General features: G+C 68.3%; 28 protein-coding genes and 2 tRNA genes. 16 read left to right on the plus strand and 14 right to left on the minus strand.

The window, feature by feature from the left end:
- From IEW34_RS04620 to IEW34_RS04635, 4 genes are all read left to right on the plus strand, one after another.
- A partial coding sequence (locus IEW34_RS04620) for a transposase (protein ID WP_188608000.1) occupies positions 1–316 on the plus strand: 316 nt, incomplete at its 5' end.
- A 927-nt stretch (positions 317–1243) separates the two neighbouring features.
- Positions 1244–2122 carry a glycoside hydrolase family 108 protein gene (locus tag IEW34_RS04625; protein WP_188608001.1) on the plus strand — a complete coding sequence of 293 codons (879 nt, stop codon included), beginning with the start codon at positions 1244–1246 and terminating at the stop codon, positions 2120–2122.
- A complete protein-coding gene (locus tag IEW34_RS04630; protein ID WP_188608002.1) occupies positions 2119–2622 on the plus strand; it encodes a hypothetical protein in 504 nt (167 codons plus the stop codon). Before IEW34_RS04625 ends, IEW34_RS04630 begins: the two co-directional genes overlap by 4 nt.
- A gap of 14 nt (positions 2623–2636) precedes the next feature.
- Positions 2637–2930 carry a hypothetical protein gene (locus IEW34_RS04635; RefSeq protein WP_188608003.1) on the plus strand — a complete coding sequence of 98 codons (294 nt, stop codon included), beginning with the start codon at positions 2637–2639 and terminating at the stop codon, positions 2928–2930.
- Positions 2931–3071: 141 nt separating this feature from the next.
- On the opposite strand, the gene IEW34_RS31215 is transcribed toward IEW34_RS04635, so the two are convergent.
- The 4 genes from IEW34_RS31215 to IEW34_RS04650 form a co-directional block, all read right to left on the minus strand.
- Positions 3072–3221 carry a hypothetical protein gene (locus IEW34_RS31215; protein ID WP_505625267.1) on the minus strand — a complete coding sequence of 50 codons (150 nt, stop codon included), beginning with the start codon at positions 3219–3221 and terminating at the stop codon, positions 3072–3074.
- Positions 3222–3350: 129 nt separating this feature from the next.
- On the minus strand, positions 3351–3629 hold the full coding sequence (locus tag IEW34_RS04640) for a hypothetical protein (protein WP_210324447.1): 279 nt from the start codon (positions 3627–3629) through the stop codon (positions 3351–3353).
- Between the two features lie 148 nt (positions 3630–3777).
- Positions 3778–4548 carry a helix-turn-helix transcriptional regulator gene (locus IEW34_RS04645; protein ID WP_188608005.1) on the minus strand — a complete coding sequence of 257 codons (771 nt, stop codon included), beginning with the start codon at positions 4546–4548 and terminating at the stop codon, positions 3778–3780.
- A gap of 215 nt (positions 4549–4763) precedes the next feature.
- Entirely contained in the window at positions 4764–5552 is a 789-nt protein-coding gene (locus IEW34_RS04650; RefSeq protein WP_210324448.1) for a hypothetical protein, read from the minus strand.
- A gap of 402 nt (positions 5553–5954) precedes the next feature.
- On the opposite strand from IEW34_RS04650, the gene IEW34_RS04655 reads away from it, so the two are divergent.
- Together IEW34_RS04655 and IEW34_RS04660 are read left to right on the plus strand one after the other, a co-directional pair.
- Positions 5955–6380 carry a low affinity iron permease family protein gene (locus tag IEW34_RS04655; protein WP_280516261.1) on the plus strand — a complete coding sequence of 142 codons (426 nt, stop codon included), beginning with the start codon at positions 5955–5957 and terminating at the stop codon, positions 6378–6380.
- Between the two features lie 127 nt (positions 6381–6507).
- Positions 6508–7797 (plus strand): acyltransferase family protein, encoded by a 1290-nt coding sequence (locus IEW34_RS04660; protein ID WP_188608008.1) that lies wholly within the window; start codon positions 6508–6510, stop codon positions 7795–7797.
- Positions 7798–7847: 50 nt separating this feature from the next.
- On the opposite strand, the gene IEW34_RS04665 is transcribed toward IEW34_RS04660, so the two are convergent.
- Positions 7848–8426 carry an NUDIX hydrolase gene (locus IEW34_RS04665; RefSeq protein ID WP_188608009.1) on the minus strand — a complete coding sequence of 193 codons (579 nt, stop codon included), beginning with the start codon at positions 8424–8426 and terminating at the stop codon, positions 7848–7850.
- A 391-nt stretch (positions 8427–8817) separates the two neighbouring features.
- On the opposite strand from IEW34_RS04665, the gene IEW34_RS04670 reads away from it, so the two are divergent.
- The 7 genes from IEW34_RS04670 (at position 8818) to IEW34_RS04700 (ending at position 13085) form a co-directional block, all read left to right on the plus strand.
- Positions 8818–9186 carry a hypothetical protein gene (locus IEW34_RS04670; protein ID WP_188608010.1) on the plus strand — a complete coding sequence of 123 codons (369 nt, stop codon included), beginning with the start codon at positions 8818–8820 and terminating at the stop codon, positions 9184–9186.
- Positions 9187–9355: 169 nt separating this feature from the next.
- On the plus strand, positions 9356–9727 hold the full coding sequence (locus IEW34_RS04675; RefSeq protein WP_188608011.1) for a hypothetical protein: 372 nt from the start codon (positions 9356–9358) through the stop codon (positions 9725–9727).
- 317 nt (positions 9728–10044) lie between these two features.
- Positions 10045–10296 carry a hypothetical protein gene (locus IEW34_RS04680; protein WP_188608012.1) on the plus strand — a complete coding sequence of 84 codons (252 nt, stop codon included), beginning with the start codon at positions 10045–10047 and terminating at the stop codon, positions 10294–10296.
- A 312-nt stretch (positions 10297–10608) separates the two neighbouring features.
- Positions 10609–12018 carry a class I SAM-dependent methyltransferase gene (locus IEW34_RS04685; RefSeq protein ID WP_188608013.1) on the plus strand — a complete coding sequence of 470 codons (1410 nt, stop codon included), beginning with the start codon at positions 10609–10611 and terminating at the stop codon, positions 12016–12018.
- 232 nt (positions 12019–12250) lie between these two features.
- Positions 12251–12327, plus strand: a tRNA-Pro gene (locus IEW34_RS04690).
- 363 nt (positions 12328–12690) lie between these two features.
- The gene (locus tag IEW34_RS04695) at positions 12691–12900 is read left to right on the plus strand and encodes a Thivi_2564 family membrane protein (RefSeq protein WP_244641794.1); all 210 of its coding nucleotides are present in this window, start codon (positions 12691–12693) and stop codon (positions 12898–12900) included.
- Between the two features lie 113 nt (positions 12901–13013).
- A tRNA-Gln gene (locus tag IEW34_RS04700) sits at positions 13014–13085 on the plus strand.
- On the opposite strand, the gene IEW34_RS04705 is transcribed toward IEW34_RS04700, so the two are convergent.
- Together IEW34_RS04705 and IEW34_RS04710 are read right to left on the minus strand one after the other, a co-directional pair.
- Complete coding sequence (locus tag IEW34_RS04705) at positions 13055–13438, minus strand: hypothetical protein (protein WP_188608014.1); 384 nt, start codon at positions 13436–13438, stop codon at positions 13055–13057. The genes IEW34_RS04700 and IEW34_RS04705 overlap by 31 nt on opposite strands.
- Before the next feature lie 679 nt (positions 13439–14117).
- Positions 14118–15923 carry an IlvD/Edd family dehydratase gene (locus tag IEW34_RS04710; RefSeq protein ID WP_188608015.1) on the minus strand — a complete coding sequence of 602 codons (1806 nt, stop codon included), beginning with the start codon at positions 15921–15923 and terminating at the stop codon, positions 14118–14120.
- A 605-nt stretch (positions 15924–16528) separates the two neighbouring features.
- On the opposite strand from IEW34_RS04710, the gene IEW34_RS04715 reads away from it, so the two are divergent.
- Positions 16529–17176 carry an L-2-amino-thiazoline-4-carboxylic acid hydrolase gene (locus IEW34_RS04715; protein ID WP_188608016.1) on the plus strand — a complete coding sequence of 216 codons (648 nt, stop codon included), beginning with the start codon at positions 16529–16531 and terminating at the stop codon, positions 17174–17176.
- 19 nt (positions 17177–17195) lie between these two features.
- Here IEW34_RS04715 and IEW34_RS04720 read toward each other — a convergent pair whose 3' ends face one another.
- The 4 genes from IEW34_RS04720 to IEW34_RS04735 form a co-directional block, all read right to left on the minus strand.
- Positions 17196–17900, minus strand: coding sequence for a nitroreductase (locus tag IEW34_RS04720; protein ID WP_188608017.1), 705 nt, complete (start codon positions 17898–17900; stop codon positions 17196–17198).
- Positions 17901–17983: 83 nt separating this feature from the next.
- Positions 17984–18796: an enoyl-CoA hydratase/isomerase family protein gene (locus tag IEW34_RS04725; protein WP_188608018.1), complete on the minus strand. Its 813-nt coding sequence runs from the start codon at positions 18794–18796 to the stop codon at positions 17984–17986.
- 255 nt (positions 18797–19051) lie between these two features.
- The gene (locus tag IEW34_RS04730) at positions 19052–19297 is read right to left on the minus strand and encodes a hypothetical protein (RefSeq protein ID WP_244641795.1); all 246 of its coding nucleotides are present in this window, start codon (positions 19295–19297) and stop codon (positions 19052–19054) included.
- Positions 19298–19428: 131 nt separating this feature from the next.
- Positions 19429–20223 carry an SDR family oxidoreductase gene (locus tag IEW34_RS04735; RefSeq protein WP_188608019.1) on the minus strand — a complete coding sequence of 265 codons (795 nt, stop codon included), beginning with the start codon at positions 20221–20223 and terminating at the stop codon, positions 19429–19431.
- 65 nt (positions 20224–20288) lie between these two features.
- Here IEW34_RS04735 and IEW34_RS04740 point away from each other — a divergent pair, with 65 nt between their 5' ends.
- Together IEW34_RS04740 and IEW34_RS04745 are read left to right on the plus strand one after the other, a co-directional pair.
- Entirely contained in the window at positions 20289–20900 is a 612-nt protein-coding gene (locus tag IEW34_RS04740) for a TetR/AcrR family transcriptional regulator (RefSeq protein WP_188608020.1), read from the plus strand.
- Between the two features lie 268 nt (positions 20901–21168).
- Complete coding sequence (locus IEW34_RS04745) at positions 21169–21615, plus strand: host attachment protein (RefSeq protein WP_188608021.1); 447 nt, start codon at positions 21169–21171, stop codon at positions 21613–21615.
- A 139-nt stretch (positions 21616–21754) separates the two neighbouring features.
- Here the strand turns inward: IEW34_RS04745 and IEW34_RS04750 are convergent, their stop codons facing one another.
- Genes IEW34_RS04750 through IEW34_RS04760 form a run of 3 tightly spaced genes read right to left on the minus strand, consistent with a single transcriptional unit; the run spans position 21755 to position 26713 of the window.
- Positions 21755–22870 carry an ABC transporter permease gene (locus IEW34_RS04750; RefSeq protein WP_188608022.1) on the minus strand — a complete coding sequence of 372 codons (1116 nt, stop codon included), beginning with the start codon at positions 22868–22870 and terminating at the stop codon, positions 21755–21757.
- 1 nt (position 22871) lies between these two features.
- A complete protein-coding gene (gene rbbA / locus IEW34_RS04755; RefSeq protein ID WP_188608023.1) occupies positions 22872–25649 on the minus strand; it encodes a ribosome-associated ATPase/putative transporter RbbA in 2778 nt (925 codons plus the stop codon).
- Positions 25646–26713 (minus strand): HlyD family secretion protein, encoded by a 1068-nt coding sequence (locus IEW34_RS04760; protein ID WP_188608024.1) that lies wholly within the window; start codon positions 26711–26713, stop codon positions 25646–25648. Before IEW34_RS04760 ends, rbbA begins: the two co-directional genes overlap by 4 nt.
- Positions 26714–26826 lie beyond the last annotated feature (113 nt).

Genomic DNA, 26826 nt, shown 5'->3' on the forward strand with positions numbered 1-26826 from the left:
CCACCTGGCCGAGATCGCGACCGAGATCGCGCCGGGCAAGCATGCCGTTCTTCTTCTCGATCAGGCCGGCTGGCACCTCTCCCGCCACCTCGTGGTGCCGCCGACCATCACACTGATGCCTCTCCCACCCAAATGCCCCGAGCTGAACCCCGTAGAGAACGTCTGGCAGTTCATGCGCGACAACTGGCTCTCAAACCGCGTCTTCCAGTCCTACGACAATCTCGTCGACCACTGCTGTGAGGCCTGGAACCGCCTCGTCGATCAGCCGTGGAAGATCATGACAATCGGCGTGCGCGAATGGGCTCACCGGTACTGATCAACGGGACTTGGTATAAGCGATGATTTAAGCAATGATGTATTATTGTTGGCTATTCTCGCTTTTGCTCTCCGTTATATCTTATTTATTCGACAAATTTACTAGTCTTCGTCATTTAATTGTTTTGCATAGAAGAGTACCAATAGTAAGATTGCAAGTGACACTGTGGCGACGAATCCGGGAAGTATTAGAGAGTTTAGGTTCATTTTATCACTTCAAGGTGATTGCGGGATAGGAGCATAGCCCGCTATGCGATCCCTGGGGCCGGAGGCTCCGATTGGGCGGCTGAGCAGTGAGAATTGCTAGCCGGTCGAGGGGGTTGCGCAAATGCGTGCGGTAATGGCCTGATGGGAGTAGAACTCAACGTCGGAGAAGGTAGCTCGGTGACCTCCGACTAAAATAAGCCGCCGGCGCGAAAATCACAATCACAACGAACGGTGCGCCGACGCCCAGTCCGCCGAGGACGTGCATTTTACCTTCGTCGCGCCTCCAAACACGTGGTTGAAGAAATCCAGTACCCCGCGTCCTTCGGTGGTGACAGCTGGGAGGGGATAGACTTGTCCCCCGTCATTCACAAGTGCTGTCGACGTATGCCGCTGATGCGCTTGAGGCGACCCTTGTGCTTGGGCGATTTCCCAGGGCATGCGGCGAGTGCCATAGCCGTGACGAGGTTGCTTTCCGCTGTAAGCGGCACGTTATGACGACGTGCCGCTTATCCGCATGCGCCTGCAGCCGCCGGAAATTGCGCCAAGCGATACGGCGGAGAGCCGCAGCGGCTGCGGCCACGGAGCGGCGAGGCACGCGACAAGACGGGCCGCGGCCGCCGTCCGCGTGGTTCTTGTGTAGCGTGAGAGTGCATTTGGGGTGAGGCAAGCCGGTCTTGGCCACTCACTCAGTTCGCAGATCCAATCCAAGCGGAGAACCAGCATGCAACAGAACCAGGCCAGTGCCCTGGTGCGCGTCCTCGTGTATGAGGGCGGCCGGGTCGACGATCCGCGCGATCCGGGCGGGCGCACCAATCGCGGCGTGACGCAGCGCGTCTACAATGCCTTCCGGCGGCGCAAGGGTCTGGCGAACCGAGATGTCTATTTGATCACAGGCGGGGAGGTCGCCGAGGTCTACGAGGGCCAGTATTGGGACAAGATCAGGGGCGACGAACTGCCTGGTGGCGTCGACCTGGTGGTCTTCGACGGCGCGGTGAACTCGGGACCTGTGCAGGCGGTCAAGTGGCTGCAGCGCTGCCTCGGCGTGAAGGCCGACGGGATCGTCGGCGCGGTGACCTTGCAGGGCGCGCGCGAGCACCCCGATCATGATCGGCTGATTGCCGACATCTGCGAGCGCCGCATGATCTTTCTCAGGGCGCTGCGCACCTGGGCCGTGTTCGGCAGGGGCTGGACGAGCCGGGTCGGCAATGTCAGGGCTGCGGGGCAGGCGCTGGCGTCCGGTGCGGGTGGCCCGGGGCCGGTGTTTTCGGCGGCGGGCAGCGCCAAGGCGCCGATCGAGGCGGCGAGGAGCGCGCCGCCCAAGGGCGTCGCCGATGCGCTAGCAGGCGGCGGCGTAGTCACCACTGCGTTGACGCAGATCACCGACGCGGTGACCCCGCTGGCCGACCGGCTGCCGGCCATGGCCGTCGTCGTCACCGTGCTGACGGCAGCAGGGGCGTTCGCGGTGGCCGGCGGCGTCGCCTACCGGCTGTGGGCCGCCCGCCGGCAGGACGAGCTCGTCGACGCGCTCGACCTGCCAGTGGTGGCAGCACCGGTGCCGGCGGCGACCGCCGCGGCCGAGGCGCCGGGGATGCCGGCATGATCGCCTTCGTCGTGGCCTATTGGCATTGGCTCGCCATGGCCCTGCCGGTCATCGCGGTCCTCGCCGTCGTGGCCCGGGCGACGCGGGATTGGCGGCTGGCGGCGGCGGCCGGGGCGCTCGTCGCTGCCCTGCTGCAGGGGGCGCGCGTGTTCCAGGCGGGCCGCGAGGCGCAGAGCCGGGATCTCGAGCAGGCAAACAGCGCCGCGGCACGGGCGCGGGACGCGGCTGACCGGACGGCGGCCGGCAAGCCCCGAGCGGAGCTGGAGCGGGATTTTGAGCGCTGGGGCAAGCCGGCGCTGCTGCTGGGCCTGCTCGCGCTTGGCGGCTGCGCCAGCCTCGCCGGCGGCGGCGCTGGCGGGGCGTTCTGCGAGACGGCGAGGCCGATCAAGCTATCGGCCGCGGCTCGGGCCGGCCTGTCCGATGCCGAGCTGCGCCGCCTCTGGGCCCACAACGACTTCGGCGAGCGCCGGTGCGGTGCGCGTTGGGTCAGGCAAGGCTGAGGAGGACGGGCGGCATGAGCAAGGATGAACTGCCGAGCGACGGCGGCGGCTATGTCGTGCTGCCCAAGCGCGTATCGTTCCTGGTCGCGACCGCCGTCGTCGCCCAGATCGGCGGCGGCATGTGGTTCGCCGCCAAATCCGAAGCCCGCATCGATGCCCTCGATGCGGAGCGCACACGCAGCGTAGGACGGCTCGACAGTCTCGACCGGGATCGGGACCGCATCGTGCGGCTCGAGGAGCAGGTGCGGCTGCAGACCGACATCCTGCGGGAGATCAAGGCCAGGCTCGACCAGGCCGCGCGGCATTGACCGCACCCGGCATCACCGCGGCGCGCGCCCCTCCTCCCCCTAGGGGGCATGGCCCGGCCGGACGCTCCCTCCTAGTCTAGCGAAGCTCGAGCTGCGGGAGTGTTCCTATGGCAACGTACTATTATGCGGCAAAGCTGAGTATCAGCCGATATCGATCTTCTGGAGTACGTCCTTGGTCGAGTGTGTATACCACTCCGCAGAGGCGTGTCCGGTCAAGATTTCCTTGCGGCGGCGCACCAAGTTCAGCGGGGTGAAGACGCGACAGCTTCCGATGGCAGAGACGGTCAACATGCGCTGTGGCCCTCCATGAAAGGCCGCCGGCTCGAGCCCGGCGGCCGCGGAAATCTTACGGGCGTCCCCACCGCGACGCAAACCAGCTCATCGGACGGGCGGATCGGGCCCGAGGGTATACCACGCTCCTCAGCCGGTGCGGAACCATTCGGTCAACCGCCTGGCCGAGCCCGGCGCGAGCTGGAACGCGATCCAGCCGAAGCCGGGATGGCGGATGTTGAGCGCGATCGCCCCGGTCGGCAGCCGCTCGAGCTGGATGGCCGGATCGTCAACCGGGGCCGGCAGGGCGTCGGGGCGTTTCGGCACGGGCTCCAGCAACTGCGCTCTCAGCGCCGCGAAGGTCTTGATGAACTGGGACACCTGATCGGCGTCGAGCTTCGCCGTGGCCACCGCCTGGTCGTCGACCAACGTCGCGAGCGCGGCGGAACGGCGGTCGTTGGCAGGACTCGCCCGGAATTCGACTTTTGGCATACGCAACCTCCCGTCGGGGAGATGTCAGCACGCGTGGGCGGGTGCCGTCGAGCCCCTCAAGGGCAAAAGGCGGGGGCCGGGCCCCTCAGCCGGCCGCATCCAGGGCCCGCGTCGCCAGGGCGAGCTCGGTGCGGTTTCTCGCGTTGAGCTTGCGCATCATGGCCTTGACGTTGACCTTCACGGTGCTCTCGCTCATGGCCAGATCGTAGGCGATCGCCTTGTTCGAGCCGCCCCGGCGGATGGCCCTGGCGATGGCGAGCTGGCGCGGCGACAGGAGGCTTGCCAGCTCGGCCGCGCGCCGCGCCGGCCCGTCGCCGGCCGGGGCCATCGCCGCGAGCGCGCTCGCGGGTATGAAGCTGCCCCCGGCGCGCACGATGGCCAGCACCTTGGCCGCCACATCCACGCCCATGCTCGTGGGCAGGAAGGCGCGCGCGCCGCTGTCGATCGCGTGGGCGACGCAATCAGGACGATCCAGATCGGACATCACGGCCACGGGCGGCGGCGCAGGCGCTGCGAGCACCTGCTTGAGGCGGCCGGCGAAGACGCCGTCGACGGCCGTGGGCTGATCCGACGCCGACATCCAGAGAATGAGCAGCGCCGTCCTGCGCGCCTCGGCGCTCTGCGCCCACGCGCCCACGCTGTCGAAGACCTGGAAGCGGTGGCCGGGGTCCATGGCCTGCAGCGCGGCGCCGACGCACTCCCGGTAGAGGACCCTGTCCTCGATCATGACCGTGCAGGCCCCGACCGGCGCGGCGGACGCGCGCACCGCGTCGAACCGCGCGGGCTGCGCTGCCGCGCCTGTCGTGGAGCTCACCGATCGCCGCAGGCGGTCGGTTGCAGTAGCTTGGGTGCTCATGGCTGCCCTCCCGTCGAACCGTGCGCCGGTGGAACGGCGCAGGGGCATCCAACAGGACGGCCGCACGAACGGATGTGCGCGGGCGCGCCTGCCGCAAGGCCCGGGCCGGGGGCGGCGGCGCCGGCGAGTGGCCCCAGGTGCTGGCGAGCACGTCGCGGCATGGTCCCGTCACGGGGGCGGAGCGCCAACACGCGCGTGCGCCTCCGCAGTTCATCTCACTCCACGCGGATCTCGGCCGACGCCTGCATCACCTCCAGCGAGCGCATCAGCCAGCTGCGGATGAACTCGATTCGCGTGGCGATCAGGCAGGCCTTGGACGAGGACCAGCCCCAGACGACGCCGGTGACCTTGGCATCCTGCGGCGTCCAGAGCTGCCCGCGGCTGCGCGCCTCGGTGTAGCCCGTGTTCCACACCAGGGAGCCGCTGAAGCCCTTGGGCGCCGGCAGGCCCTGGTCGGCGCTGGGCTCCGCGTCCAGATCGCCCCAATATTGGAGTGCGAAGTGGAAGCGCTCGTCGCCGTATTCGGGCGGCACGGGGGCCTCCTGGGTGACGTGGGCGGCCATCCTGTCGGGCAGCGTCGCGTAGGCCAACGTCTGTCCCTCGCCCAGGTAGCCCTCGAAGAACAGCAGTTCGTTCTCCACCGGGTCGTGGGCCAGCGCCAGCTGGGCTTCCGCAATGGCGGCGCCGGCGGGGGCGTCGCCCCCGGCCTGCGTCCACACCTCCGGGGCGATGCGCGACAGCGCACAATCGATGGGATAGCCGATCGCGTAGAGCGAGTTGTGGACGTGGTAGAACAGCGGGCTGCCGGCGAACATGATGGCCAGGTCGTCCGGCGCGCATGATCTGCCCCGAAAATCGAAGTTGTGGTCGTTGGTGACGAGCATGGTCTGGCCCAGGGCCGACACGTAGGCGCCCGTGCCGTGCAAGGCGCCCTCGCGCTCATTGATGTTGCTGCAAATCGGCGTCACGCAACCCTTGGTATATTCGCGCATTGTGTCAGTCACGCGCCGGCATTCTTCCTTCCAGTCGACGGTATCCGGCAATTTCATCAGCAGTCTCCAGCTTTCTGCCATGTTGATTGGTGTCAAAACGGTCAAGAATGCGATCGGCCACCGGGCCCGGCTCCGCGGAATCGATGGGCGACGGCTTCGTGTAGCACACCGATCATCACCGGCCGCGGGCGCGCGCCCGCGCCGGCGGCGGCACGCGAGGGGCATCACATGGTGACGCATGCCCCGCCGGCGACTGACGCGTCCAGGGTCTCCGCGGGCAGCCACGCACCGTCCGCGCGCGCCTCGCGCCATCGCTCCGGATGCGGTGAGCGGAACCTTTGCAACGGGACGGCGTTCGGCTGCGGCGAGACAGGCGGCACATCCATGCAGGCCGCCGCCATCAGGGAGCGCTCCTTGACCCAGGCATCGTGGTTCAACGCGACATTCGCCAAGTTCGCCACCATGACGGCCCACTTTGCCGGCAGCCCGGCCACGTTCCTCGTCAGCCTTCTCGTCGTCGTCGGCTGGGCAGCGTCGGGGCCCTTCTTCGGCTATTCGGAGACCTGGCAGCTAGTCATCAATACCGGCACCACGATCGTGACCTTCCTCATGGTGTTCGTGATCCAGAACACCCAGAACCGCGATGGCGCGGCCGTGCAGACCAAGCTCGACGAGCTGATCCGCTCGTCCGCGGCGGAGGACGAGTTCATGGGCATCGAGCGGCTCACCGACGCCGAGCTGGAGGAACTGCACGCGCATTGCGAGAGCGCGGCGCAGCGGTCCCATTCGGCCCTGGAGCGCACGCGGGCCGAGCGCGAGGCGCGCCGCGGCCGAAGCTGACCGGGCGGAGCGACGGCCGGGGAGTGTTGCTCGCAAGACCTTGCCTTGGGGCCGCTAGCTCCGGTCTAATACCGGCTCATCGATTTTTCGTCGGTCGGGGGCTGGTTTGGCATCGCGCGAGCGCTTCGTGGCTCTGGACGGCTTGCGGGGAGCGGCGGCCGTCTATGTGGTCCTCTTCCACGTCAACTGGCAGACGCACCTCTCGCGTAGCACGTTCATCGCCAATGGCTTCCTGGCGGTCGACCTGTTCTTCGTGCTGTCCGGCTTCGTGATCGCGACCGTCTACGGCCGCCGCATCGCGGACGGGCTGGATTTCACCCGCTTCATGCTGCGCCGGTTCTTCCGGCTCTACCCGCTGCATCTGTTCGTGCTGGCGTGCTTCCTGGCGCTGGAGACGGCGCGGGCGGTGTGGGTCGGCCTGGGGCACCCGCCCAACGGGCCGATGCCGTTCGCCGGCGAGCGGGGACTGGATCTCGTCGCCGCCCACCTCTTCCTGGTGCAGGGGCTGGGCTTCAACGGCACCATCGGCTGGAACGCGCCCAGTTGGAGCATTTCGTGCGAGTTCGCCGCCTATGTCGCGTTCGGCCTGCTTGCGCTGGCGGCCGCCTCGCGCGGCCGCGGCGCCGCCGGCCATGGCGCGGCCCCCGCGGCGGCTCCCCAGCCTCGGGACCCGGGCGTGGGCGCGCGCGGGCTGATGCTGGCGCTGGCCGCGCTGGCGGCCCTGGCCCTCTATTGGCCGATCGCCGTCGGCGCCTTCGGCACCTTCAGCGGCTCGGCGCGTTGTGCCGCGGGCTTCACGCTCGGCGCGTGCATCGCCGGCTTGGTGCGCCGACCGTCGTGGCGCCGGCTTGCCGACGGGGTCGGCACCGGCGGCCTTGCCGCAGCCCAACTGGCCGTGGCCGCGACGGTGCTCGCGATTCTCGCCTTCGTCAGCGGCCCCTGGGCCTTCGCCGTGGTGCCGTTGTTCGGCGCAGCCCTCCTCCTCCTGGTCGGCGACGTCGGCCCGCTGGCCGTGCCCTTGACCACGGCGACGGCCCAGTTCCTGGGCCGCATCTCCTACTCGGTGTACATGGTGCACGTCTTCGTCGTCATTCCCTTCACCTTCGCCTTGAAGCGGCTGCCGGGCAGCGGCAGCTTCTCACCGCTGCCGGACGGCCGGCTGCTGATGCTGGCGAACCCCGCCATCGGCGACGTTCTCATGGTCGTCTACCTGGCAGTGGTCCTGCTCGTCTCCACCGCCACCTACCGCTACGTCGAAGCGCCGGGGCGGGCCCTGGGGCAGCGGCTCACCGACGGGCCGGGCTACCGGCGGCGCGCTGCCGCGGGGCGCCAGGCAGGCGACGCGACGGCCGTCAGAGCGCTTCCCGCCGATCGGCTGGAACCGCCCGTGCGGAAAGAAGCGCTCCACGTTCAGTAGGCCGGAGCATTCGACCCGATCAGACGATGCCGTCCGATCGGGTCATGCTTTCAGTCCGGCGCTCGCGCCGAGGCGCGGCGAGTCTCGCCTCGCCCGGGGGCGCGAGCGCGCTCAGTCGACCGGCACCGGCCGCGGCCGACATTGTCATTGCTCGCCGGCGGGAGTGCCAGGGTCTTGCTTTGCTTCTTGACGCGGCGTTTGCGGCGGCGCGTGCCTGCCTTCCTGCCGAGGAGGCTCGTAAAGCTCTCGATCAGGGCGGCCAGGCCCGGCTCGTCGACGATCAGCGCCGCATCGGCGGCCGAGAGCCAGCGGCATTGGCGCTGCCCCATCTCCGGCCAGCGCTTGCGCTGCCGGGTGACACGCAGGGGATAGACCTTCACCTCGACGAAACGGAAGTGATCGTCGAGCCGCTTCCAATAGCCGTAGGTGCCGATCGGCCGCTTGCCGATCTTGCCGGTCAGCCCAGCCTCCTCCAGCGCTTCCCGGGCGGCCGCCGCACTGTCCTTCATGCCCTTGATCGGCCAGCCTTTGGGGATCACCGGCCGCCGCGTGCTGCGCGAGGTGAGCATCAGGATCTCGATTCCCTTGCGGGCGCGATACGGGAGTGCCGCGACCTGCTTACCCTTCAATGCTCACCTCCGGCGGCGCGCAAACCTGACAACTGGCGAAGGCGCCGGCGCGGGCAGGAGGCATGGCCGCCCGCATCGGCCGCGGCCGATTCGGCCGCAGAATTCACGGCCGGAACGCGTAAACGGGTCGATGGGTCCGTCAAGAGCGATTGCTTCAATCGATCACTCGGGCGCGATCCGTGGCGGCTCGCGCGGCCGAGGGCGGCGATCGGCGTGCGTTCGCGCGTCGCAGTGCGGCCCCATTGCCAGCGCGGTGAAGCCCTGCGATTTTCAGCGCGGCCGAAGCAGCGGCGAGCTGGGCGCCGACGCATGTGCGATCGGTCCACCCGAGGGGCGACCGGGATGGCCAGCGGGCGCAAACGAGGCAGGGCAGGTCGTGAACAAGTATCTTATGGGCGCGCTGTTCACCGTGCCGTTCGCCGGCATCCTCACGGCCGCGTATTTCAGCGTCAAATCCACGTGCGACAACGTCCCCCAGATCAAGTCGGCGGCACAGGGGGCGGTCAAGGCGCACGCGATCTTTCCGGAGATGGCGAAGTTCGGCGACGATATGACCATCACCGGCGTAGGCACGCTGGACATCCAGGTCACAGGAAGCGTCGATATCCACGACAAACCGGGCGCGGTGTTGCAGAAGGACTTCGTCGTCAAGCTCAAATGCAATCCCGGCGCACACACGATCGAGTGGATCGACGACCGGCTGTCGGACCACGCGGCGGTGCAACCGGCCCAGAGCACATCGGGGCAGCGGCCGAACTGAGGCCACGCCGAACGGCCGGTCGCCTGATCTGATCACCGTCCCCCAAGCCCCTGCAATCGGCGCGTTTTACCCGCCGAGGTGGGGCGCCGACGGCGCGATCGCGGCCCGTGAGTCTTGTCTCCGGGCGGCTTTGCTGCGATCATCGCTATGCAAACAAGCGGGTTCAAGCGTGGACGCATTCATCAAGTCGACGGCCTTCGGTTGCGTCATCCTGGCCATCGCCGCGGTGGTCTATTCCCGCATCCCATCCGTCTGCACGAGCCACGACATGGCGCATAAATCGGCGCGCGGCGCCGTCATGGCGCTGCTGCGGTCGCCCGGCCTCGCCAAGTTCCACGCGGAGGCGGACGTCTCCGGCCTCGGCTCCGAGCATGTCCAAGTCACCGGCGTGGTCGATACCAACGAGCCGTCGCGGGCGACGGAGCGGAAGCGCTTCCATGTGAAGATGTCCTGCGCCTCCCAGCAGTACATGCAGGTTCTGGAGGCGCACCTCTCCGAGCACGACACGGCCCCGCGCGAGCAGCCGGTGAGCGACGGCTGAGCTTCGTCGCGCCGCGCGGGCTGGCCGTCGCCGGAGCGGTGGCGCTGCGCGCTCAAGCCTCGGAAGGAGCGACCTGCGGAGGGGGTGTGGGCACGCGAGCCCTCGATTATCCAGCAAGGTCGTAATCTGCTATGACCATGGCGCAGGCGCGCCGCGGCACGGCAGGCCCCGCCGTTTGGGGACATGGTGTCGCGGTGACCGGCTTGCCTTCCTTTCGCTCGCGTTAACCCATCGGAGCGACAAGAAGGCTGGCTAACCGGATCGGGCCCGTTGGGGAATCGTCCCCATGCGGGCGTTGGTGGAGGCAGGAGAACGCGATGCGCGTGTTGAAGGCTTGGGTTTTCGCCGGGGCGCTGGCGGCCGTGGCCGCATCGTCCGGAAGCGGCATGGCCGCCAAACTGGAGAAGCCCGAGAAGCCGACGCAGGCCGCGGCCAGCGAGACCGGTGAGCGCGATATCGAAGCCTTCATCGCCCGCAACAAGGCGCTCAAGGACGCCGAAGAGCGGAGCTTCCAGAAGCGTGATGCGGAGCTCAAACGCAAGGTCAACGGCATCTGCTCGAATTGTTGAGGCCGCCGCCGCGGGCCGCGGGCAGCGGTCCGGCGGCGCGGTGCTGGACCAACAGCCGCGATCGGGAGGCTGACGGCGCCGGAGGCGCCGCGGCGGCGTCGATCGAGACGAGCCCGTCGATGCGTGTCCCCACGGCGACGACAGGGCTTCAATCCGGCCTTCCCGCGACATTCTGTGCACCGGTCCGGATCGCTTCCGCCGTGCGATGCGGGCCTCACGGCTCGCCTTCGGGCCGGCCGCGAAAAAGACATCTTGTCGGCGGGGGCGGCGGCGGACTACCTTGCCGCGGGCTGATCTCAACTGGCGGGCGTCATGAGTATTGCGACCAGAGTAGCGTCGGGCGATGTGTCGCTGTTTTCGGTGGAGACGCAAACCTCGCCGCACGACAGGCGATCCCTGTTGCTGCTGCAGAACATCGTTGCGTCATACTACGGCGAGCGCGGCTACAAGTACTTCGAGATCGGCTCCCATCTCGGCGGCAGTATCTTGCCGCATCTGCTGGATGAGCGGTGCCAGGGCATCGTGTCGCTCGATGCGCGCACGCCCATGCAGCCCGACGAGCGCGGTGTCTCCTTCCGCTACAAGGAGAATACCACGGCGGCGATGATGGGCACCCTGGCCAAGGCCGCGCCGCAAGCCGATCTCGGCAAGATCAGGGCCATCGACGGCACGTCGGCGCAGCTCACGCCTGCCGCGATCGGGATGGACACCAGGCTAGTGCTCATCGACGGCGAGCACACCAATCGGGCGGCCTTTGCAGATTTCGTCAATGTGCTGAGACTGGTCGGGAAGGACGTCATCATCGCCTTTCACGACGCAAACCTGCTCGTCGACGCGATCTGGAACGTTCCGGCCATGCTGTCGTTCCTCGGGCGGCCCTGCGAGGTCGTGATGCTGCCGGATGTGGTGTGCGCCGTCGCGCTGGGGGACCTGATCGCGCCCACCAAGGCTGCGACGCGCGATGTCCGCATGCATGCCGAGAACTTCTACCAGAATTCCAAGCGCGGGCTGGTCGAATTCCACCAGGGCCTGCCCAAGCGGCCCCCCCAGCAGGGCCTCGGCGTACCCCTGGTGATGAAGCAGCCGGCCGCCGATAGGCCGGCCGAGGGATCGCCGCCGGGCCGGCCGCAACCGGCGCGGCCCGCCGCGCCGCCGGACCGCCGGCCCGACCGACCAACGGCGGACAGGGGGGTGCCGCAGACGGCGCCGGCCGAGCGTCCGCGACCGGCGAGGCCAGCGCCCGCGCGGCCCGCCGCAGACGGACCCGTGGCCGCCGCCGCGGTCGAGCGGACGGTTCCGGTCGAGGGCGTGCCCGAGAGGCCAGCGCCCAGGCGGCCGCAGCCAGTGCGGCCCGTGCCCGCAGACCTCAGCGGTCGTCCGGAGGGCGAGCAGGGCAGGGCGCCGAGCCGGCCGCCCGAAGGGCCGGCTCGCCCCGCCGCAGCCGCGAGACCCGCGCCGGCCAGGCCTGTTTCGGACGGCCCCGCGCCGGCCGGGACGACCGACAGACCGACGGCTGACAAGGGCACGCCCGACCGCGCGCCGGCCCAACGCCCCTTGCCGGGACAGGCGGCCGCCGCGCGGGTGCTACCCGCCCAGCCCACACCGCAGGAGCCGGCTGCCGACAAGCCGACGATGGCCGAGCCGCCGCGCCCGACGTCCGCGGCCTCGGTCGACGCGCCAGACCCGGCGCTTGCGGCGGCAGCGGCCGCCTCCACCGCGTAGGCTCGCGGGAGCTCGTCCGGTCTCAGCCTGAGCGCAGACATCCCGCATCCTGCGCGAAGCCCGATGGATATGTGCGGCAGCGCGAACACGCCGCACTCGGGCTGTGGCGCGGTGTCGCCGGGGTCCCCCTCCTGGGCTGTGCACAAGAGCTTCGACTTGTCCGTTAAGCGGCTTGCGGTGCCGAAGGGACGCCGCTATAAGTCCGCCTCCGCCGGGCCATTCCCGGCGCTGTCGGAGTGTAGCGCAGCCTGGTAGCGCACCTCGTTCGGGACGAGGGGGTCGCAGGTTCAAATCCTGCCACTCCGACCACTAAGCCAATTCCCTCAATATCTTAGTTGATTGGCCTGCTGATGCCGGCAGGCCTGCGGACAGGTTGAACCGCGCTGTCGCGCTATGCCTGACGCGGCTCAGGCGAGAGATGATGCGCGACCCTGCCTTTGGCTTGCCACGGCTTGCCACGGCTTGAGGGGCGAGCCCAGGTCTAGGCGCCTCGACCGCCGCTCGGGCACGGGCCCCATCGAAAGCCGGCGAATCGCAGGCCAGATATTCCAACTCATTGAAATCGGCACACTTTGCGATCGGATGCCTTCACCCGACGGTTTGGCCGCCCTAGGTAGACTGGAGAGGACACGGCCGTCGCCCCCGCGACCGCCAACCGCGGAGGCCGAAGGCTTGATCATCACCGTGCTGACCCATGCGCTCGTGACGCTTCTCATCGCGGGCCTGATCATCTGGCTCATCGCTTTCCTGCCCTTCGACGGCCGCATCAAGATGATTCTGCGAGTCGTGGTCGTCGTGCTGGCGCTGGTGTCGATCGTTCGCTCCTTGGATCTGCTCGCCATCTCGCCGTCGACGGCGCCATCGACGAAAATCACCGAGTAGGGCGGCCGCCCGCTGTCGGGCGGTGCGCCTCCTCGAGGATGTGCACAGCCCCGCCGGCCGTTCGCACCACGCATTGCAAGCCGACGTTCACGCCACTATGGTCCGCGGCGCATTGGGGCGTCGCCAAGTGGTAAGGCAACGGTTTTTGGTACCGTCATTCCCAGGTTCGAATCCTGGCGCCCCAGCGCATCCCGATTATCACGTAGATCCAGTTCGTTTTGATCGGCGCCTGACGTAATACTTCGCCGTCGTGAGGCGGTCGCGGCTTGGGAACGCTGGCTGCTGGAATCGGAGGCGCCACCTGGAACGGCTGCGTCGTGCCACGCGCGAGGGCGAGATCGCCCGTCGCAGCCGCGCCCGGAACCGCACCAGCTTCAAGGCGTACAGCCCGCTCGAAGCTGCCGTATGACACCACCCGCCAACCATTTCGCTCTATGGGACGATTGCCGATCGTCAGGGAGAGCGCCGTGAGCCTGGTCGAGAACGAACGCAAGAGGCTGGCCGCGAACGCCCTGGATCGATGCTCGACGGGCTTCATCACGGTCGGAACTGTCGCGCCGATCGCCGCCTATATTCACCGAACGCGATCCCATTCGATCGGGTCCATATGCTGGGGCCGATTGCTTGGTTGGTCGCGGGTGGCGTGCTAGATTTCGCAGCGCGCCTTGCCCTAAGGGGGCTGAGATGAGCTACGAGGTCTTTGCCTGGATCGTGATGCCACTCGCCGTGGCGGCCGTCGGCGTGGGCTACGCGCTGTATGTGGGCCGCGACCGTGAGCGCATGCACCCTGGCGAGTGATGGACGTCGACTGGCGATACATCCTCGCCGGTTCCCGCGCATTCGCCCGCCCGTCGCGGCGTCGCCGCACTCTCCTGATCGACCAGTGACACGCGCCGAACCGCCGCGAAGCCTAGCCTGAAACATGGAGCCGCGCACGCCCGGTCGGCTTCGAACGGTATCAGCCGTCGGTTGGACCCGCCTGGAGCGTTTTCGAGCGGAGTGGACGCCGGTTAGCGTTAAGAAAACGCGATAAATCAAATAGATAGAGCATTTCGGCGATTCGAAGAAACGCGGAAATGCTCTAGCGGCTCAGCGCAATGAACTTGAGGCCTTTGAGCGGATGCCCGGCCCGCGTTGACAAATCCATCCCATCGCGAAATGCTCTCGGCGCCCCGTCGGATCTCGCGTCGGTGCACCGCATCAATCGCGTGGGCGCGTCAGTGGTTGTCGCGGGGTATCCCCTTCGTCTCGGCAAGGCGTTGGTAGCGCACCGCCGGCTCCAGGACGGCTCCGGTCTCGAGTTGTCCGACGAGGCCGCGCTGGATTTCCTGCCAGGGCGTCTGGTGCGCTGGGTAGGCATAGCCGCCGGCAGCCTCGAGGGCGCGCCGGCGCTCGGCGAGCTCGTCCTCCGGCACCAGCATGTCGGCGGTGCCGCGCGTGAGATCGATGCGCACGCGGTCACCGGTGCGCAGCAGCGCCAGGCCGCCGCCAATGGCAGCCTCCGGCGAGGCGTTGAGGATCGACGGCGAGCCCGACGTGCCCGACTGGCGGCCGTCGCCGATGCAGGGCAGGGCGTGGATGCCGGCTTTGATGAGGTGGGCGGGCGCGCGCATGTTCACCACCTCGGCCGCGCCGGGGTAGCCGATCGGTCCGGCGCCGCGCATGAACAGAATGGTCGTCTCGTCGATGGCGAGGGCGGGGTCGTCGATGCGGGCGTGATAGTCCTCCGGCCCGTCGAACACCACGGCGCGCCCCTCGAAGGCCTCAGGGTCGTCCGGGTTCGAGAGGTAGCGAAGGCGGAACTCCGACGAGATCACGCTGAGCTTCATGATGGCGGACGAAAAGAGATTGCCGCGCAGCACGCGAAAACCAGCCTTCTCCTTCAGCGGGCGATCGTAGGGCCAGATGACCGCCTCGTCGGCGATCGCGGCGCCGCGACAATTGTCGCCGATCGAGCGACCGTTGACAGTGAGGGCCTTCTCGTGGACGAGGCCCTGCGTCATCAGCTGGTTGACGACGGCGGGCACGCCACCGGCGTGATAGTAGTCCTCGCCGAGATAGATTCCCGCCGGCTGAAGGTTGACCAGGAGCGGGATATCCTCGCCATAGGTCTGCCAGTCGTCGATGGTGAGCTCGACGCCCACGTGGCGGGCGAGCGCATTGAGATGGATCGGCGCATTGGTCGAGCCGCCGATGGCCGAGTTGACCCGAATGGCGTTGATGAAGGCCTCGCGCGTGAGGATGTCCGACGGCTTCAGATCCTCGCGCACCATGTCGACGATGCGCAGCCCGGTGCGGTAGGCGATCTCTTGGCGGTCCCGGTAGGGGGCGGGGATGGCGGCGGAGCCGGGGAGCTGCATGCCGAGCGCTTCGGCGAGCGAGTTCATCGTCGTCGCCGTGCCCATGGTGTTGCAGTAGCCGGTCGACGGCGCCGAGGAGGCGACCAGCTTGACGAAGCCCGCATAGTCGATCTCGCCGGCCGCCAACAACTCGCGCGCCTTCCACACGATGGTGCCGGACCCCGTGCGTTCGCCCTTGTGCCAGCCGTTCAGCATCGGTCCAACGGACAGCGCGATGGCCGGGATGTTCACCGTCGCTGCGGCCATGAGACAGGCCGGGGTGGTCTTGTCGCAGCCGATGGTCAGCACGACGCCGTCGAGCGGATAGCCGTAGAGCACCTCGACGAGCCCGAGATAGGCGAGGTTGCGGTCGAGGCCGGCCGTGGGGCGCTTGCCGGTCTCCTGGATCGGGTGGACCGGGAACTCGATGGCGATGCCGCCCGCCTCGCGGATGCCCTCGCGCACCCGCTTCGCCAGCTCCAGATGGTGGCGGTTGCAGGGCGACAGGTCGGATCCGGTCTGGGCGATGCCGATGATCGGTCGGCCGCTTTGCAACTCCTCCTGGCTAAGCCCGAAATTGAGGTAGCGCTCCAGATAGAGCGCCGTCATGTCGACGTTGTCGGGGTTGTCGAACCAGGCCTTGGAGCGAAGCGGGCGGGCTGATGTCTCGACCTTGTCGGCCATGGCGGCGCTCCCTGCGATTCGAGCGGCGGCGACGCGGCCGATGGACCATGCCGGCCCGTCCGCCGGGAGGGTGCCGAAGGAAGAAGCGCCGTCGTCGTCGCGCATGAGGCTAGCGCGAGTCGATACCGCCTGGCGAGCTACGCTTGTCGCCGCCTTCTCGCCAGGCTCAGCTGCCCAGACTGCGATAGACGCACACGCGTCCGCGGTCTTCATATCCTGCCGGGCAGGATTGGACGCAGGCGCCGGCCGCGAATTTCAGCCCCGATGGGCAGTTGGATGAGAGCTGCGCATAGGCCGCACCTCCCGTCAGCCCCCATAGCACCAGAGCTGCGGCGAAGACCTTCGACACCCTCGGCGCGCCGGGACACAACAGCTCACGCCGCATGGCAGCGTTTCCAGGGCAGACAGTCATGGCGCCAACCTCATCTACTGGCCGATCCAAATGTTCGCGATGGGTCACACCATGCGGCCGCACGATCGACTTGTGATGACGTACGTGGGTATGATCCGCTCCCGCAGATCATCGCACGAAATCGTCTTGCCATTGGAGCGGCCGGCGCGCCCGAGCCGCCGCCGGAGGCGGGAGGAGCCGTCGTGAGGGCGTCATGAGCGCATTCCTGGGTGGGGAAATCGAGCGGCAGATCGATGACATGGTGGCGGTGGTGCGTGCCGTGGCGCCGGCGGTCGATGCCGCGCGGCTATCGCAGCGGGTACGCGATGGATACGACGTCGCTTATCGCAGCAATGCGTATCGGCAGCGCACCGAGCAGGATGCCTTCCTGCTCTCCCTCTGCTGTATCGTGCTCGCGTGTTGGCGGGCCCTGCGCGAGGCGCTGGGCTCGGACGCGCGGGCGTTGGTCATCCTGCGGCAGAGCTTCGTCGAGCCGCGCCGTGCCCATGTGCGGGAGTGGCTCGCAAGCCGGATGAAGATCACCCGCGAGGACGCCGGGCACGCCTTCGAGCGTGCCGCCGAGAATTTCAAATCGGGCGGCGAAGCGGTGTTCGGCGAGAGCTTTGCCTACGTTCAGGAGGTGCAGGACGGCGAGCGCAGCTTCGTTAACGTCGAGCGCTGCTTCTTCAACGACTTCTTCCGCGGCAACGGCGCGCCGCAAGTGACGCCGGTATTCTGCGCGCTCGATACGGTCTGGGCCGACGAGTTGAACGCGGGCCCCTATAACGTCACCTTCGAGCGGCCGTCGGTGCTCTCCAGCGGCGCCGACAGATGCCGCTTTCAGTTTCACCGGCGGCCTTGAGGGGCGTGAGCCTCCGGCGCTACGCCTCCGCCCAGGTCACGACCTCCGGCAGCTTGGCGCGGGTCGTCCGAAAGCCGTTGGCCGGGTGGGCATCATCGGCGTAGCCGAATGAGATGCCGCAGACGATCAACCGATCGGGCGGCAGGGCGAAGAACTCCCTGATGAAGGGCGAATGCGAGGCGAGGGCGGCCTGGGCGATCGTCGCGACGCCGAGGCTTGTGGCGGCCAGGCAGAAGGTGCTGACGAAGGCGCCGCAGTCGACGGCCCCATAGGGGCCGAGCGCCTCGTCGCTGGTGATGATGGCCGCGTGCGGCGCACCGAACAGACGGAAGTTCTCCATGGCCTGGACTGTCGAGCCGGCGCGGTCGCCGCGCGCGATGCCGACGCTCTCGTAGAGCTGGAAGCCGCATTCGCGCCGCCGCTCCTGATAGACGCCACGGTATTCGCGCGGCGCTGGAATGTCCGGTTTGGGAGCATTGGCCGCAGCATAGGCTGCGAGCCCCGTGCGGAACCGCTCGGTCTCCGCACCGGAGGTCACGATCACCTTCCACGGCTGGGCGTTGCACCAGGAGGCGGTGCGCTGGGCGAGCGTCAGCATGCGCTCGATCACGGGCCGCCCGACGGGCTCGGGGCGGAAGCCGCGGCAGCTGTAGCGGCGGTTGAGCAGGCCTTCGAGGGTCTCGCTCTCAGTTTCGGCGGGCAGCCCGGCCGGGGTCGTGTCCATCTTTGGTCTCCCATGGGCGGAGCGGCGGGCTCCGCGATGCCGCCGCCGCGGATCTCCGTCCGGGGCGGCGGCCAGTGGTATGGTCAGCTGTTGGTGTAGACCGGCTTGCGCTTCTCGAGGAACGCCTTCAGCCCCTCGGCGAAGTCGTTGGAGCGCGCGCACATCACCTGATTGCGGTTCTCGATCGCCATGGCCGCCTCCAGGCTGGCCGCGTCGACCGCCATGGAGAGACCTTCCTTGGTCATCCGCAGGCCCATCGGCGAGGTGGCCAGCATCTCGTCGAGATAAGGCTGCGCCGCGGCCTCCAGCTGATCATCGGGCACCACCTCGGAGACGAGGCCGGTGGCCAAGGCTCGCTGGGCGTTGATGAAGCGGCCGGTCAGCATCAGCTCGGAGGCGACCGACACGCCCACCAGCCGCGGCAGGAAGTAGCTCACGCCCATGTCGCAGGACGACAGGCCGAGCTTGATGAAGGCGGCGTTCATACGGGCGCTCTCGCCGGCGATGCGGATGTCCGAAGCCAGCACGAAGGCGAAGCCGCCGCCGGAGGCCGGGCCGTGGACCAGCGAGACGATCGGCTGCGGGGCGCGGCGCATCTTGATGTAGACCTCGGCCAGGAAGCCCTGGAAGCCGAAGCCGCCGCCGAAGGGCACCTCCTCGTTGCCGCGGGTGCTGCGTTCCTTGATGTCGAGCCCGGCGCAGAAAGCGCGGCCGGCGCCCTTCAGCACGACGATGCGGGTCTGCGCGTCATCGTAGAGCCCGCCGAAATAGGCGCTGAGCTCGCGCACCATGCGGGTGGAGATGGCGTTGAGCGAATCGGGCCGGTTCAGCGTCACCCAGTCCACTTGGCCGCGCTTCTCGACGCGGATCGTTTCGTATGGGGCCTGGGCGGTCATGGGCGCGCTCCTCTTGCGTTCGGCTTGAGTTTTGTAACGCGTTCATGGCATCGGCGCCCATCGACTGCAAATGCGAAAAAAGCGCAGCGCTTGGCCGCCGTTTCGCAAGGCGGCTGCGGCCAACGCTCGCGACGCGGACCAGCGCTGCCGCGGCGAGCGCGCGTCCCGATTGGCCGGGCGCGACAAGGGAAAGCTCCAGGTACAAGCGGCTGGTAACGTCCCCGCAGCCGCCCTCAGCAGCTCCAACAGCGCTCTCTAGTCACCCATGTTGCGCAGGCGGCAATAGGTCCCCTGGTCCGAGTAGCCGGCCGGACAGGAGGTGACGCAGGCACCGGCCGCGAACTTCTGCCCGCGTGGGCACGAGCCAGCGTAGTATTGCGCGATGGCCGGCCCGGCACCCGCGAGCAAGAGCAACGTCACGATGGAGCCGGCATACACGCCGCCCCGCCAGGCCCGATGCATCCTGGCGGGTCTGGAAGAGCGGCCGATCGACAGGGACATTCGGGTAAGCCTCGTTGACGGGTTGCGATAGATAGCGCCAACCGAGCGGCAAACGGAACCGGGTCGTCGATCAATTCACGAAATTTGGCGGCAGGCCTCATGAACTGGCCCACCGCCTTGCTTCCTCAGGGTCAGGCGAGACCGGTGCCGAGATTGCGGCGCGAGGCATCGCCCAACTGCGAGCCGCCATCGCAATCGAGGATCGTGCCGCTGATGTAGGAGGCAGAGGGGCTCGACAGGAAGACGGCGCACTCGGCCACCTCGTCAACCTCGCCCCACCGGCCCATGGCGATGCGGGCGTAGTGGGCTTCGCGCGTTGCCGGATCGGGCGCCAAGCGGGACATGCCCTCGGTGTTGGCGATCGGGCCGGGCGAGATGCCGTTCACCCGCACGTCCGGACCCCACTCCATGGCGAGCACGCGAATGACCTGGTTGATACCGGCCTTGGCCGCGCAAGCGTGAATCTGGAGAGGAATGGCGTTGACGGCCTGGCCGGCGGTGATGGCGATCAGCGACGCGCCCGGGCGCCGCAACAGGTCGTAGCAGCCGCGGAAGACGTTGAAGGTGCCGTTGAGGTCGATATCGACGACGGTGCGGAAGGCATTGGCCGACATGCCGTTCGCCGGCGCCAGGAAGTTGCCCGCCGCGCCGGACACGACGATATCGAGCGGCCCGAACGCCTGTGCGACCTGCTCCATGGCGCCGCGGATCGCGCCGTACTCGCGCACGTCCGCCGATAGGCCGAGCGCGCCGCCGCCGATCTCGCGGGCCGCGTTTGCGGCTTTCTCGGGGTTGCGGCCGACCACCGCGACCTTGGCCCCGAGGGCCGCGAAGCGCTTGGCGATGCCCAGGTTGATGCCGCTGGTGCCGCCGGCGACGAAGGCGGTCTTGCCGGCGAGAAGGTCGTCCTTGAAGGCGCTGGTCATGGGTCCCATCCTGCTGAACAGTGTTCAGCACTTGCCTACTGAACGCTGTTCGGTATGACAAGGGGGTGCCGCCGCTGCTGACAGACGATCAGGTTCGGGATGCCCGCGGGCGCATCTGCGCCATCGCCGAACGGCAGTTCGCCGAGCGCGGCTTTCCCAAGACCTCGCTGCGCTCGATCGCAGGCGAGCTCGGTTGGAGCGCGGCCTCCCTCTACCGCTACTTCCGCGACAAGGAGGCGTTGCTCGCCGCCACCCGCGCCGCCGCGCTCGAACGCTTTTCCGAGCGGATCGAGAGGGCCTACGCCGAGCCGGGCGACCTGTGGGAACGCTCGCGCGCGCTGGGCCAGGCCTATGTGGACTTCGCCTTCGCGGAGCCGGCCGCCTACAAGCTGATGTTCGCCCTCGACCAGCCCTCCGATGCGGCCTTTCCCGATCTGGCGCGGGCCGAGACGCGCTCACGGCGTACGCTCACGAGCTATGTGGAGGATATGGTTGGCGCCGGCCTGCTCGAGGGCGAACCCGAGATCCTGAGCCGCGTCTACTGGGCGGCCCTGCACGGGCTGATCGTGCTGGAGATGGCCGGCAAGCTGAAGGGCTCACCGCCCTTCGATCTGTTGCGCCGCGAGGCGGTGCGTCTGATCACCCGCGGCGCGCGGCCCGACGACGGGCGCGGCTGAGCCGTCGCCATTGCCGAGCGGCGGTGCGCCCGCAACGCTGTGTTCGCTTGCGTCAGTTCGAGGAGTCATCGGCCGGCTGGCGGAACAGGTCGGGGTCGCCGCGCGTCGGGCTGGGAGGGCCTCGATCACGTCCCGACCAGATAGGGATCATCTGATCACGTGGACATGCTCCAAGTCTCTCAGCCTGGAGCGGCCCGCCCGACCCGTGGTTTGACCCGATCGGTAGGCGCTCCGGGCGCCGCCCCAGTCCGCCGCTTGGAGACGCAAGATGAAGCTCAGAATTCCACACGATGCCTGGATCGTCGTCTGCGACGGCCGCAAGGCGCTGTTTCTGCGCAACGCGGGCGATGCGACTTACCCGAACCTCACCGTCGAATGCGTGCGCGAGGCTGCGGAGAAAGACCGTACCGCTGCGTTGGGGACGGATCGGCCCGGGCGCCTGCAGAACGGGCGCGGCCCGACCAGCGCCGTCGAGGGCACCGATTGGCACACGCTCGCGGAGCAGGCCTTCGCGGAGGAGACGGCCCGCGAGATCGAGGCGCGGCACGCGGCCGACAGCCACCGTGGCTTCGTTCTCGCGGCGCCGCCGAAGACCTTGGCGGTGCTCCGGGCCGCCATCGGCAGCAAGCTCGGCTCCGCGGTGCTGGCCGAGGTGGACAAGGATTTGACCCGGCATCCGACCCACGAGATCGAGCGGCTGCTGACGGCCGTATGAGCGGGGCAGATCGCGGCGACCGCCGCCGCGCGCTCGCGATCGGAGCCCTATCGATGGCCGAGAAATGCTCCAGATTCAAAGAATCGCAGCATTCTCTGCACGTGGAGGATTGGTCCGGTCGCAGGAGCCTGCTCCGGTATCAGCCGAGCGCCGCGACCGTGCTGCGAAAGCGGGCGAGGGCGATGGCGAACAGCGCCGCCCCGATCGCGGCGATGGCCGCCAGCTGCGGCCAGACCACGTCGAGCCCCGCCCCGCGGAACAGGATCGCCTGCGCCAGGGTGACGAAGTGCGTGGTCGGCGCCGCCAGCATGATCGTCTGCACGAAGTCGGGCATGCTCTCCCGTGGCGTCGTTCCGCCGGACAGCATCTGCAAGGGCAGCAGCACCAGCACCAGCAGCAACCCGAACTGCGGCATGGACCGTGCCATGGTGGCGAGGAAGATGCCGAGTGACGTGGCAGCGAACAGGTGCAGCGCGACGCCCGCCAGGAACAGGACGACCGATCCCTCGATCGGCACGGCGAGCAGGCCCTGCACTACGACGAGGAGTGCGACCGCAGAAGCTGCGAGCACCACCAGCCCCATCGCCCAGATCTTGCTGGTCATGATCTGGAAGGGGGTCACGGGCATGACCATCAGGTGCTCCAGCGTCCCGTGCTCGCGCTCGCGGATCAGCGCGGCCCCCGTCAGCACGATCGCCAGCATGGTGATATTGTTGATCACCTGATTGATGGCGCCGAACCAGGTGCGGTTCAGCTCCGGATTGAAGCGTGAACGCATGACCAGACCCACCGGCAGGTCCTGCACGGACCGGTAGCGCTTGGTGAACTCGCGCACCTCGTCGGAGATGATGGTCTGGATGTAGCCGCCGCCGGTAAAGGCCTGGGACATGCGCGTGGCGTCGACGTTGAGCTGCACCGCCGGATTGCGGCCGGCGAGCACGTCGCGCTGGAAGTTGGGCGGGATGACCACGGCGAAGGTGTCGCTGCCGGCATCCATGCGTTTGTCCATGCCGGCGAAGGTGATGAGCTCCGGCGGCTTGAAGTAGGGCTCGTGAAAGGCACGCACGATGCGCTCTGACAGCTGCGAACGGTCCTCGTCGACGATCGCGATGGGGGCGCGGTTGAGCGTTTCCGGCACCGCCTTGGCCCCGGAGTAAATGGCGAAGGTGAAGGCATAGGCGATGAGCAGCAGCATGGCGGGATCGCGCCAGAGGCTGCGCAACTCCTTAATGCCGAGATTGAAGATGTTGGCCATCTCAACGCTCCTGCTTCGGGAGGAAGGCGGCGGCGAGCCCGAGCAGCACGGGAATGGCGATCAGCAGCGGGACGAAGTAGACGGCGAGATCGCGAAACCCGAGCGCCTTGGAGAAGGTCCCGCGGGCGATGATGAGAAAGTAGGTGGCGGGGTAGAGTTCACCGACGAGCCGGCCGGCGCCCTCCAGCGAGGTCACGGGATCGATCAGGCCGGAGAAGCTCACCGCCGGCAATATGGTGAGGACCGCGGTGCCGAAGATGGCGGCGATCTGGCTCTTCAGGAAGGTCGACATCAGCAGGCCGACGGCCGTCGCTGCCGTGAGGTAACAGAGCGCGGCGAGCGCCAGGGTGAGAAAGCTGCCCTTCAGCGGGACCTGAAGGACGACCACCGCCAACAGCACCAGGGTTAAAAAGCTCAGGAACGACAGGGCGACGTAGGGTAGCTGTTTGCCGAGCAGGAACTCCAGCCGTGTCGTCGGCGTGACGTAAAGGTTGACGATCGAGCCGAGCTCTTTCTCGCGGGCCACGCTGAGCGCCGCCAGCATGGCGGGGATCAGCATCAGCAGCACGGGAATGACGCCCGGCACGATGGCCACCAGGCTCTTGATGTCCGGGTTGTAGCGAAAGCGCGTCTCGATGGTCGCCAGCGGCTGCACCAGCTTGTCCTGCCCCCTCGCCGTGGCTTGCGCCGACAGCCATTGCGCATGCATGCCCTGGACGTAGCCGTTGATCGTTTCGGCGCGGGTCGGCATGGCGCCGTCGACCCAGGCGCCGATCGAGGGCTTGCGGCCGCGTGCGGCGTCGCGCGCGAAGCCCGGGGGAATCTCGATGGCGAGGCTGATCTCCCCCCGCCGCATGCGCCGATCCAGGTCCTGGTAGCTGGTGATCGGCGGGCGCTCGACGAAATAGCGGGAGCCGGCGATGTTGAGCGCGTAATCGCGGCTGGTCGTGGTCTGGTCCCGGTCGAGCACGGCGAAGGTCAGGTCCTCCACGTCGAGGCTGATGCCGAAGCCCATCACGAACATGAGGATGACGCTGCCGAGCAGGGCGAGCGTGAGGCGCACGGGGTCGCGCCTGAGCTCCAGCCCCTCGCGATTGGCGTAGCTGGCGATGCGGCGCGGATCGAAACGCCGCCGCATCGTGGCGTGCGCAGGCGTGACAGCGGCTGCCGCGGGCGCGGTCGCCGCGGAGGCATCCGCTCCGCCGGGCGGGTCGCCCGCGCCAGCTTCCTCCAGGTAGAGGATGAAGGCGTCTTCCAGTGTTTTGGCGCCGCGCCGTGCAACAAGCGCCTGCGGCCGGTCGGTGACCAGGACATGGCCGGCGTGCATGAGCGAAATGCGGTCGCAGCGCTCGGCCTCGTTCATGAAGTGGGTGGCGATGAAGATGGTCACCCCATCGTTGCGCGACAGCTCGACCAGGATGCGCCAGAACGCATCGCGGGCCACGGGATCGACCCCGGACGTCGGCTCGTCCAGGATCAGGATCTCCGGGCGGTGCACGAGCGCCACGGCGAGCGAGAGGCGCTGGCGGTGACCGAGGGGAAGCGCCTCGGGAAACTGGTCGGCAATGGATGTGAGATCGAAGTGGTCGATCATCTCTTCGACGCGCCGGGGGATCTCGTCGGCCGGCAGCTGGAACAGGCGGGCGTGCAGCTCGAGGTTCTGGCGGACGGTGAGTTCGCCGTAGAGGGAGAAGGCCTGGGACATGTAGCCGACGCGGCGGCGGCTGCTGAGGTCGGTGGAATCGACGGGCTGTCCGAAGATCCAGGCCTGGCCCTCGCTTGCCGCGAGGAGGCCGGTCAGCATCTTCATCGTCGTCGACTTGCCGCAGCCGTTCGAGCCGAGAAAGCCGAAGATCTCCCCGCGCGTCACGCGGAAGTCCACATGATCGACGGCGGTGAAGTCACCAAAGCGCATGGTGAGGCCCCGGGCTTCGATGGCGACCTCCTCGCTTCCATCCAGGGCGAGCGGCGGGATCACCAGCGGTCCGTCGCCGCCGCGCTTCTGTTCCGGCAGCAGCGCGGTGAAGGCCGCCTCCAGCGTGTCGGTGCCGGTGCGTGCGAGGAGCTCCCGAGGCGAGCCGCTCGCCAGCGGCCGGCCTGCATCCATGGCGACGAGCCAGTCGAAGCGCGCTGCTTCCTCCATGTAAGCGGTGGCGACGATTACGCTCATGCCGGGCCGCTCGGCCCGGATGGTGTCGATGAGCTCCCAGAACTGGCGGCGCGACAGCGGATCGACGCCGGTGGTCGGCTCGTCGAGGATCAACAGGTCCGGGTCGTGGATCAGTGCGCAGCAGAGGCCGAGTTTCTGCTTCATGCCGCCGCTGAGCTTGCCGGCGGGGCGGTCGCGGAAGGGCGACAGCCGCGTGCTCGCCGTCAGCGCCGCAATGCGCCGCTCGCGCTCGGCCTTGTCGTGGCCGAACAGGCGGCCGAAGAAGTCGATGTTCTCCGCCACCGACAGGACGGGGTAGAGGTTCTTGCCGAGACCCTGCGGCATGTAGGCGATGCGCGGACAGACGTCGGTGCGGAAGCTCGCGCTCGCCATGTTGCCGCCGAGAACCTCGACGGTGCCCTCCTGGATCCTCCGCGCGCCAGCGAGCAGGGAAAGCAGGCTCGACTTGCCGACGCCGTCCGGTCCGACCAGGCCCACGGTGCAGCCTCGCGGCAGGTCCAGGGTCACGCGGTCGAGCGCCGTCACCTCGCCGTAACGCACCGTGACCTCGGCGAAGCGCGCGACCGGCCGCCCCGGCGACGCGCCTTCGCTGCCCGCCTCGCCACTCATTTGGGCAGGCTCACATTCAGCCGTGCCGGCCAGGCGGCGTTCTGGTCCAGTCGCACATAGGCGGTGCCGGGCAGCCCGGTCTTGACGTACTTCATATATTCCTTGAGCAGTTCGGGCTTGATGCGCGCCTTGATGCGGAACATCAGCTTCTCACGCTCCTCCTCGGTCTCGACCGTCTTGGGGGTGAACTGGGCGACGTCGGCGACGAAGGAGATCTCGGCCGGGATCACGTATTGCGGCACGGCGTCGAGGACGATGCGGCCCTCGGCCGCGAGCGCCACGCGCCCCGCCTGCCGCGTCGGCAGGAAGAAGGTCATGTAGACGTCGCTCAGGTCCACGAGGTCGAGCACGACGCCGCCCGCGCTCACCACCTCGCCGGGGTGGGCGACCAGGTACTGCACGCGCCCGTCGCGCGGGGCGCGCAACGTGCTATCGTCGATGTCCGCCTTGATGCGCTCCATCGTGGCTTTGGACGCCTCCACGGCAGCACGCGCCGAGACGATTTCCGCGCGCGCGTTGCTGATGGCGGCGTTGGCGGCGGCGACCTGGGCTTCGGCGGCGGCGAGCGCCGCCTTGCTACCCTGGAACGCCGCCGTGGTGTCGTCCAGGCGCTGAATCGAGCCGGAGCCGCTGCTTGCCAGCTCCTTGGCCCGGGACAGGTTCTTCTCGGCCGAATCGAGCTCGGCCTGGCGCTGGGCCACGAGTGCCGTGGCCGCCTGCTGCTGAGCCTCCTGCTGCTTGACGGCGAAGCCCGCGGTCTCGACGCTGATCTGCGCGCGCTGCCAATTGGCCGTGGCCTCCGCGAACTGGGCCCTCAGCACGGCGGTGTCCATCCTGGCCAGCTCCTGGCCGGTGGTGACGAACTCGCCTTCCCGCACCAGGAGTTCCGCGACCCGGCCGGCGATCTTGGCGGCGACGTTGATCTCCGTCGCCTCGATGCGGCCGTTCCCGCTGGCGAAGCCGTCGGGCAGATCGGCGGGGCGCAGGCGCGTCCAGAGGCCGTAGCCGATCGCTGCCAGGATGGCGACGATCGCCAGCAGGCGAAGCGCTCTCGATGCTGTCATTGCTTAAGCCGTCCTCTGCTGGGGAAAGGCGGCGCGGTCGCCGTTACCGGCGGTCCCGCCGGGGGGGACTACCGGCGGCGCGGCGCTGCCGCGCACATCCGGACCGAGGCCTG

Source organism: Chelatococcus reniformis (assembly GCF_014640075.1).
GTDB lineage: Bacteria > Pseudomonadota > Alphaproteobacteria > Rhizobiales > Beijerinckiaceae > Camelimonas > Camelimonas reniformis.

Bases quoted from the DNA above. Each gene is read 5' to 3' on its own strand.
- IEW34_RS04670 (WP_188608010.1), top strand. From the start codon at position 8,818: ATGGGCGCGCTGTTCACCGTGCCGTTCGCCGGCATCCTCACGGCCGCG.
- IEW34_RS04730 (WP_244641795.1), bottom strand. From the start codon at position 19,297: ATGTCCCTGTCGATCGGCCGCTCTTCCAGACCCGCCAGGATGCATCGG.
- IEW34_RS04745 (WP_188608021.1), top strand. From the start codon at position 21,169: ATGAAGCTCAGAATTCCACACGATGCCTGGATCGTCGTCTGCGACGGC.
- IEW34_RS04635 (WP_188608003.1), top strand. From the start codon at position 2,637: ATGAGCAAGGATGAACTGCCGAGCGACGGCGGCGGCTATGTCGTGCTG.
- IEW34_RS04720 (WP_188608017.1), bottom strand. From the start codon at position 17,900: ATGGACACGACCCCGGCCGGGCTGCCCGCCGAAACTGAGAGCGAGACC.
- IEW34_RS04625 (WP_188608001.1), top strand. From the start codon at position 1,244: ATGCAACAGAACCAGGCCAGTGCCCTGGTGCGCGTCCTCGTGTATGAG.
- IEW34_RS04705 (WP_188608014.1), bottom strand. From the start codon at position 13,438: ATGAAGCCCGTCGAGCATCGATCCAGGGCGTTCGCGGCCAGCCTCTTG.
- IEW34_RS04710 (WP_188608015.1), bottom strand. From the start codon at position 15,923: ATGGCCGACAAGGTCGAGACATCAGCCCGCCCGCTTCGCTCCAAGGCC.
- IEW34_RS04725 (WP_188608018.1), bottom strand. From the start codon at position 18,796: ATGACCGCCCAGGCCCCATACGAAACGATCCGCGTCGAGAAGCGCGGC.
- IEW34_RS04760 (WP_188608024.1), bottom strand. From the start codon at position 26,713: ATGACAGCATCGAGAGCGCTTCGCCTGCTGGCGATCGTCGCCATCCTG.
- IEW34_RS04685 (WP_188608013.1), top strand. From the start codon at position 10,609: ATGAGTATTGCGACCAGAGTAGCGTCGGGCGATGTGTCGCTGTTTTCG.
- rbbA (WP_188608023.1), bottom strand. From the start codon at position 25,649: ATGAGTGGCGAGGCGGGCAGCGAAGGCGCGTCGCCGGGGCGGCCGGTC.
- IEW34_RS04630 (WP_188608002.1), top strand. From the start codon at position 2,119: ATGATCGCCTTCGTCGTGGCCTATTGGCATTGGCTCGCCATGGCCCTG.
- IEW34_RS04680 (WP_188608012.1), top strand. From the start codon at position 10,045: ATGCGCGTGTTGAAGGCTTGGGTTTTCGCCGGGGCGCTGGCGGCCGTG.
- IEW34_RS04750 (WP_188608022.1), bottom strand. From the start codon at position 22,870: ATGGCCAACATCTTCAATCTCGGCATTAAGGAGTTGCGCAGCCTCTGG.
- IEW34_RS04715 (WP_188608016.1), top strand. From the start codon at position 16,529: ATGAGCGCATTCCTGGGTGGGGAAATCGAGCGGCAGATCGATGACATG.
- IEW34_RS04735 (WP_188608019.1), bottom strand. From the start codon at position 20,223: ATGACCAGCGCCTTCAAGGACGACCTTCTCGCCGGCAAGACCGCCTTC.
- IEW34_RS04645 (WP_188608005.1), bottom strand. From the start codon at position 4,548: ATGAGCACCCAAGCTACTGCAACCGACCGCCTGCGGCGATCGGTGAGC.
- IEW34_RS31215 (WP_505625267.1), bottom strand. From the start codon at position 3,221: ATGTTGACCGTCTCTGCCATCGGAAGCTGTCGCGTCTTCACCCCGCTG.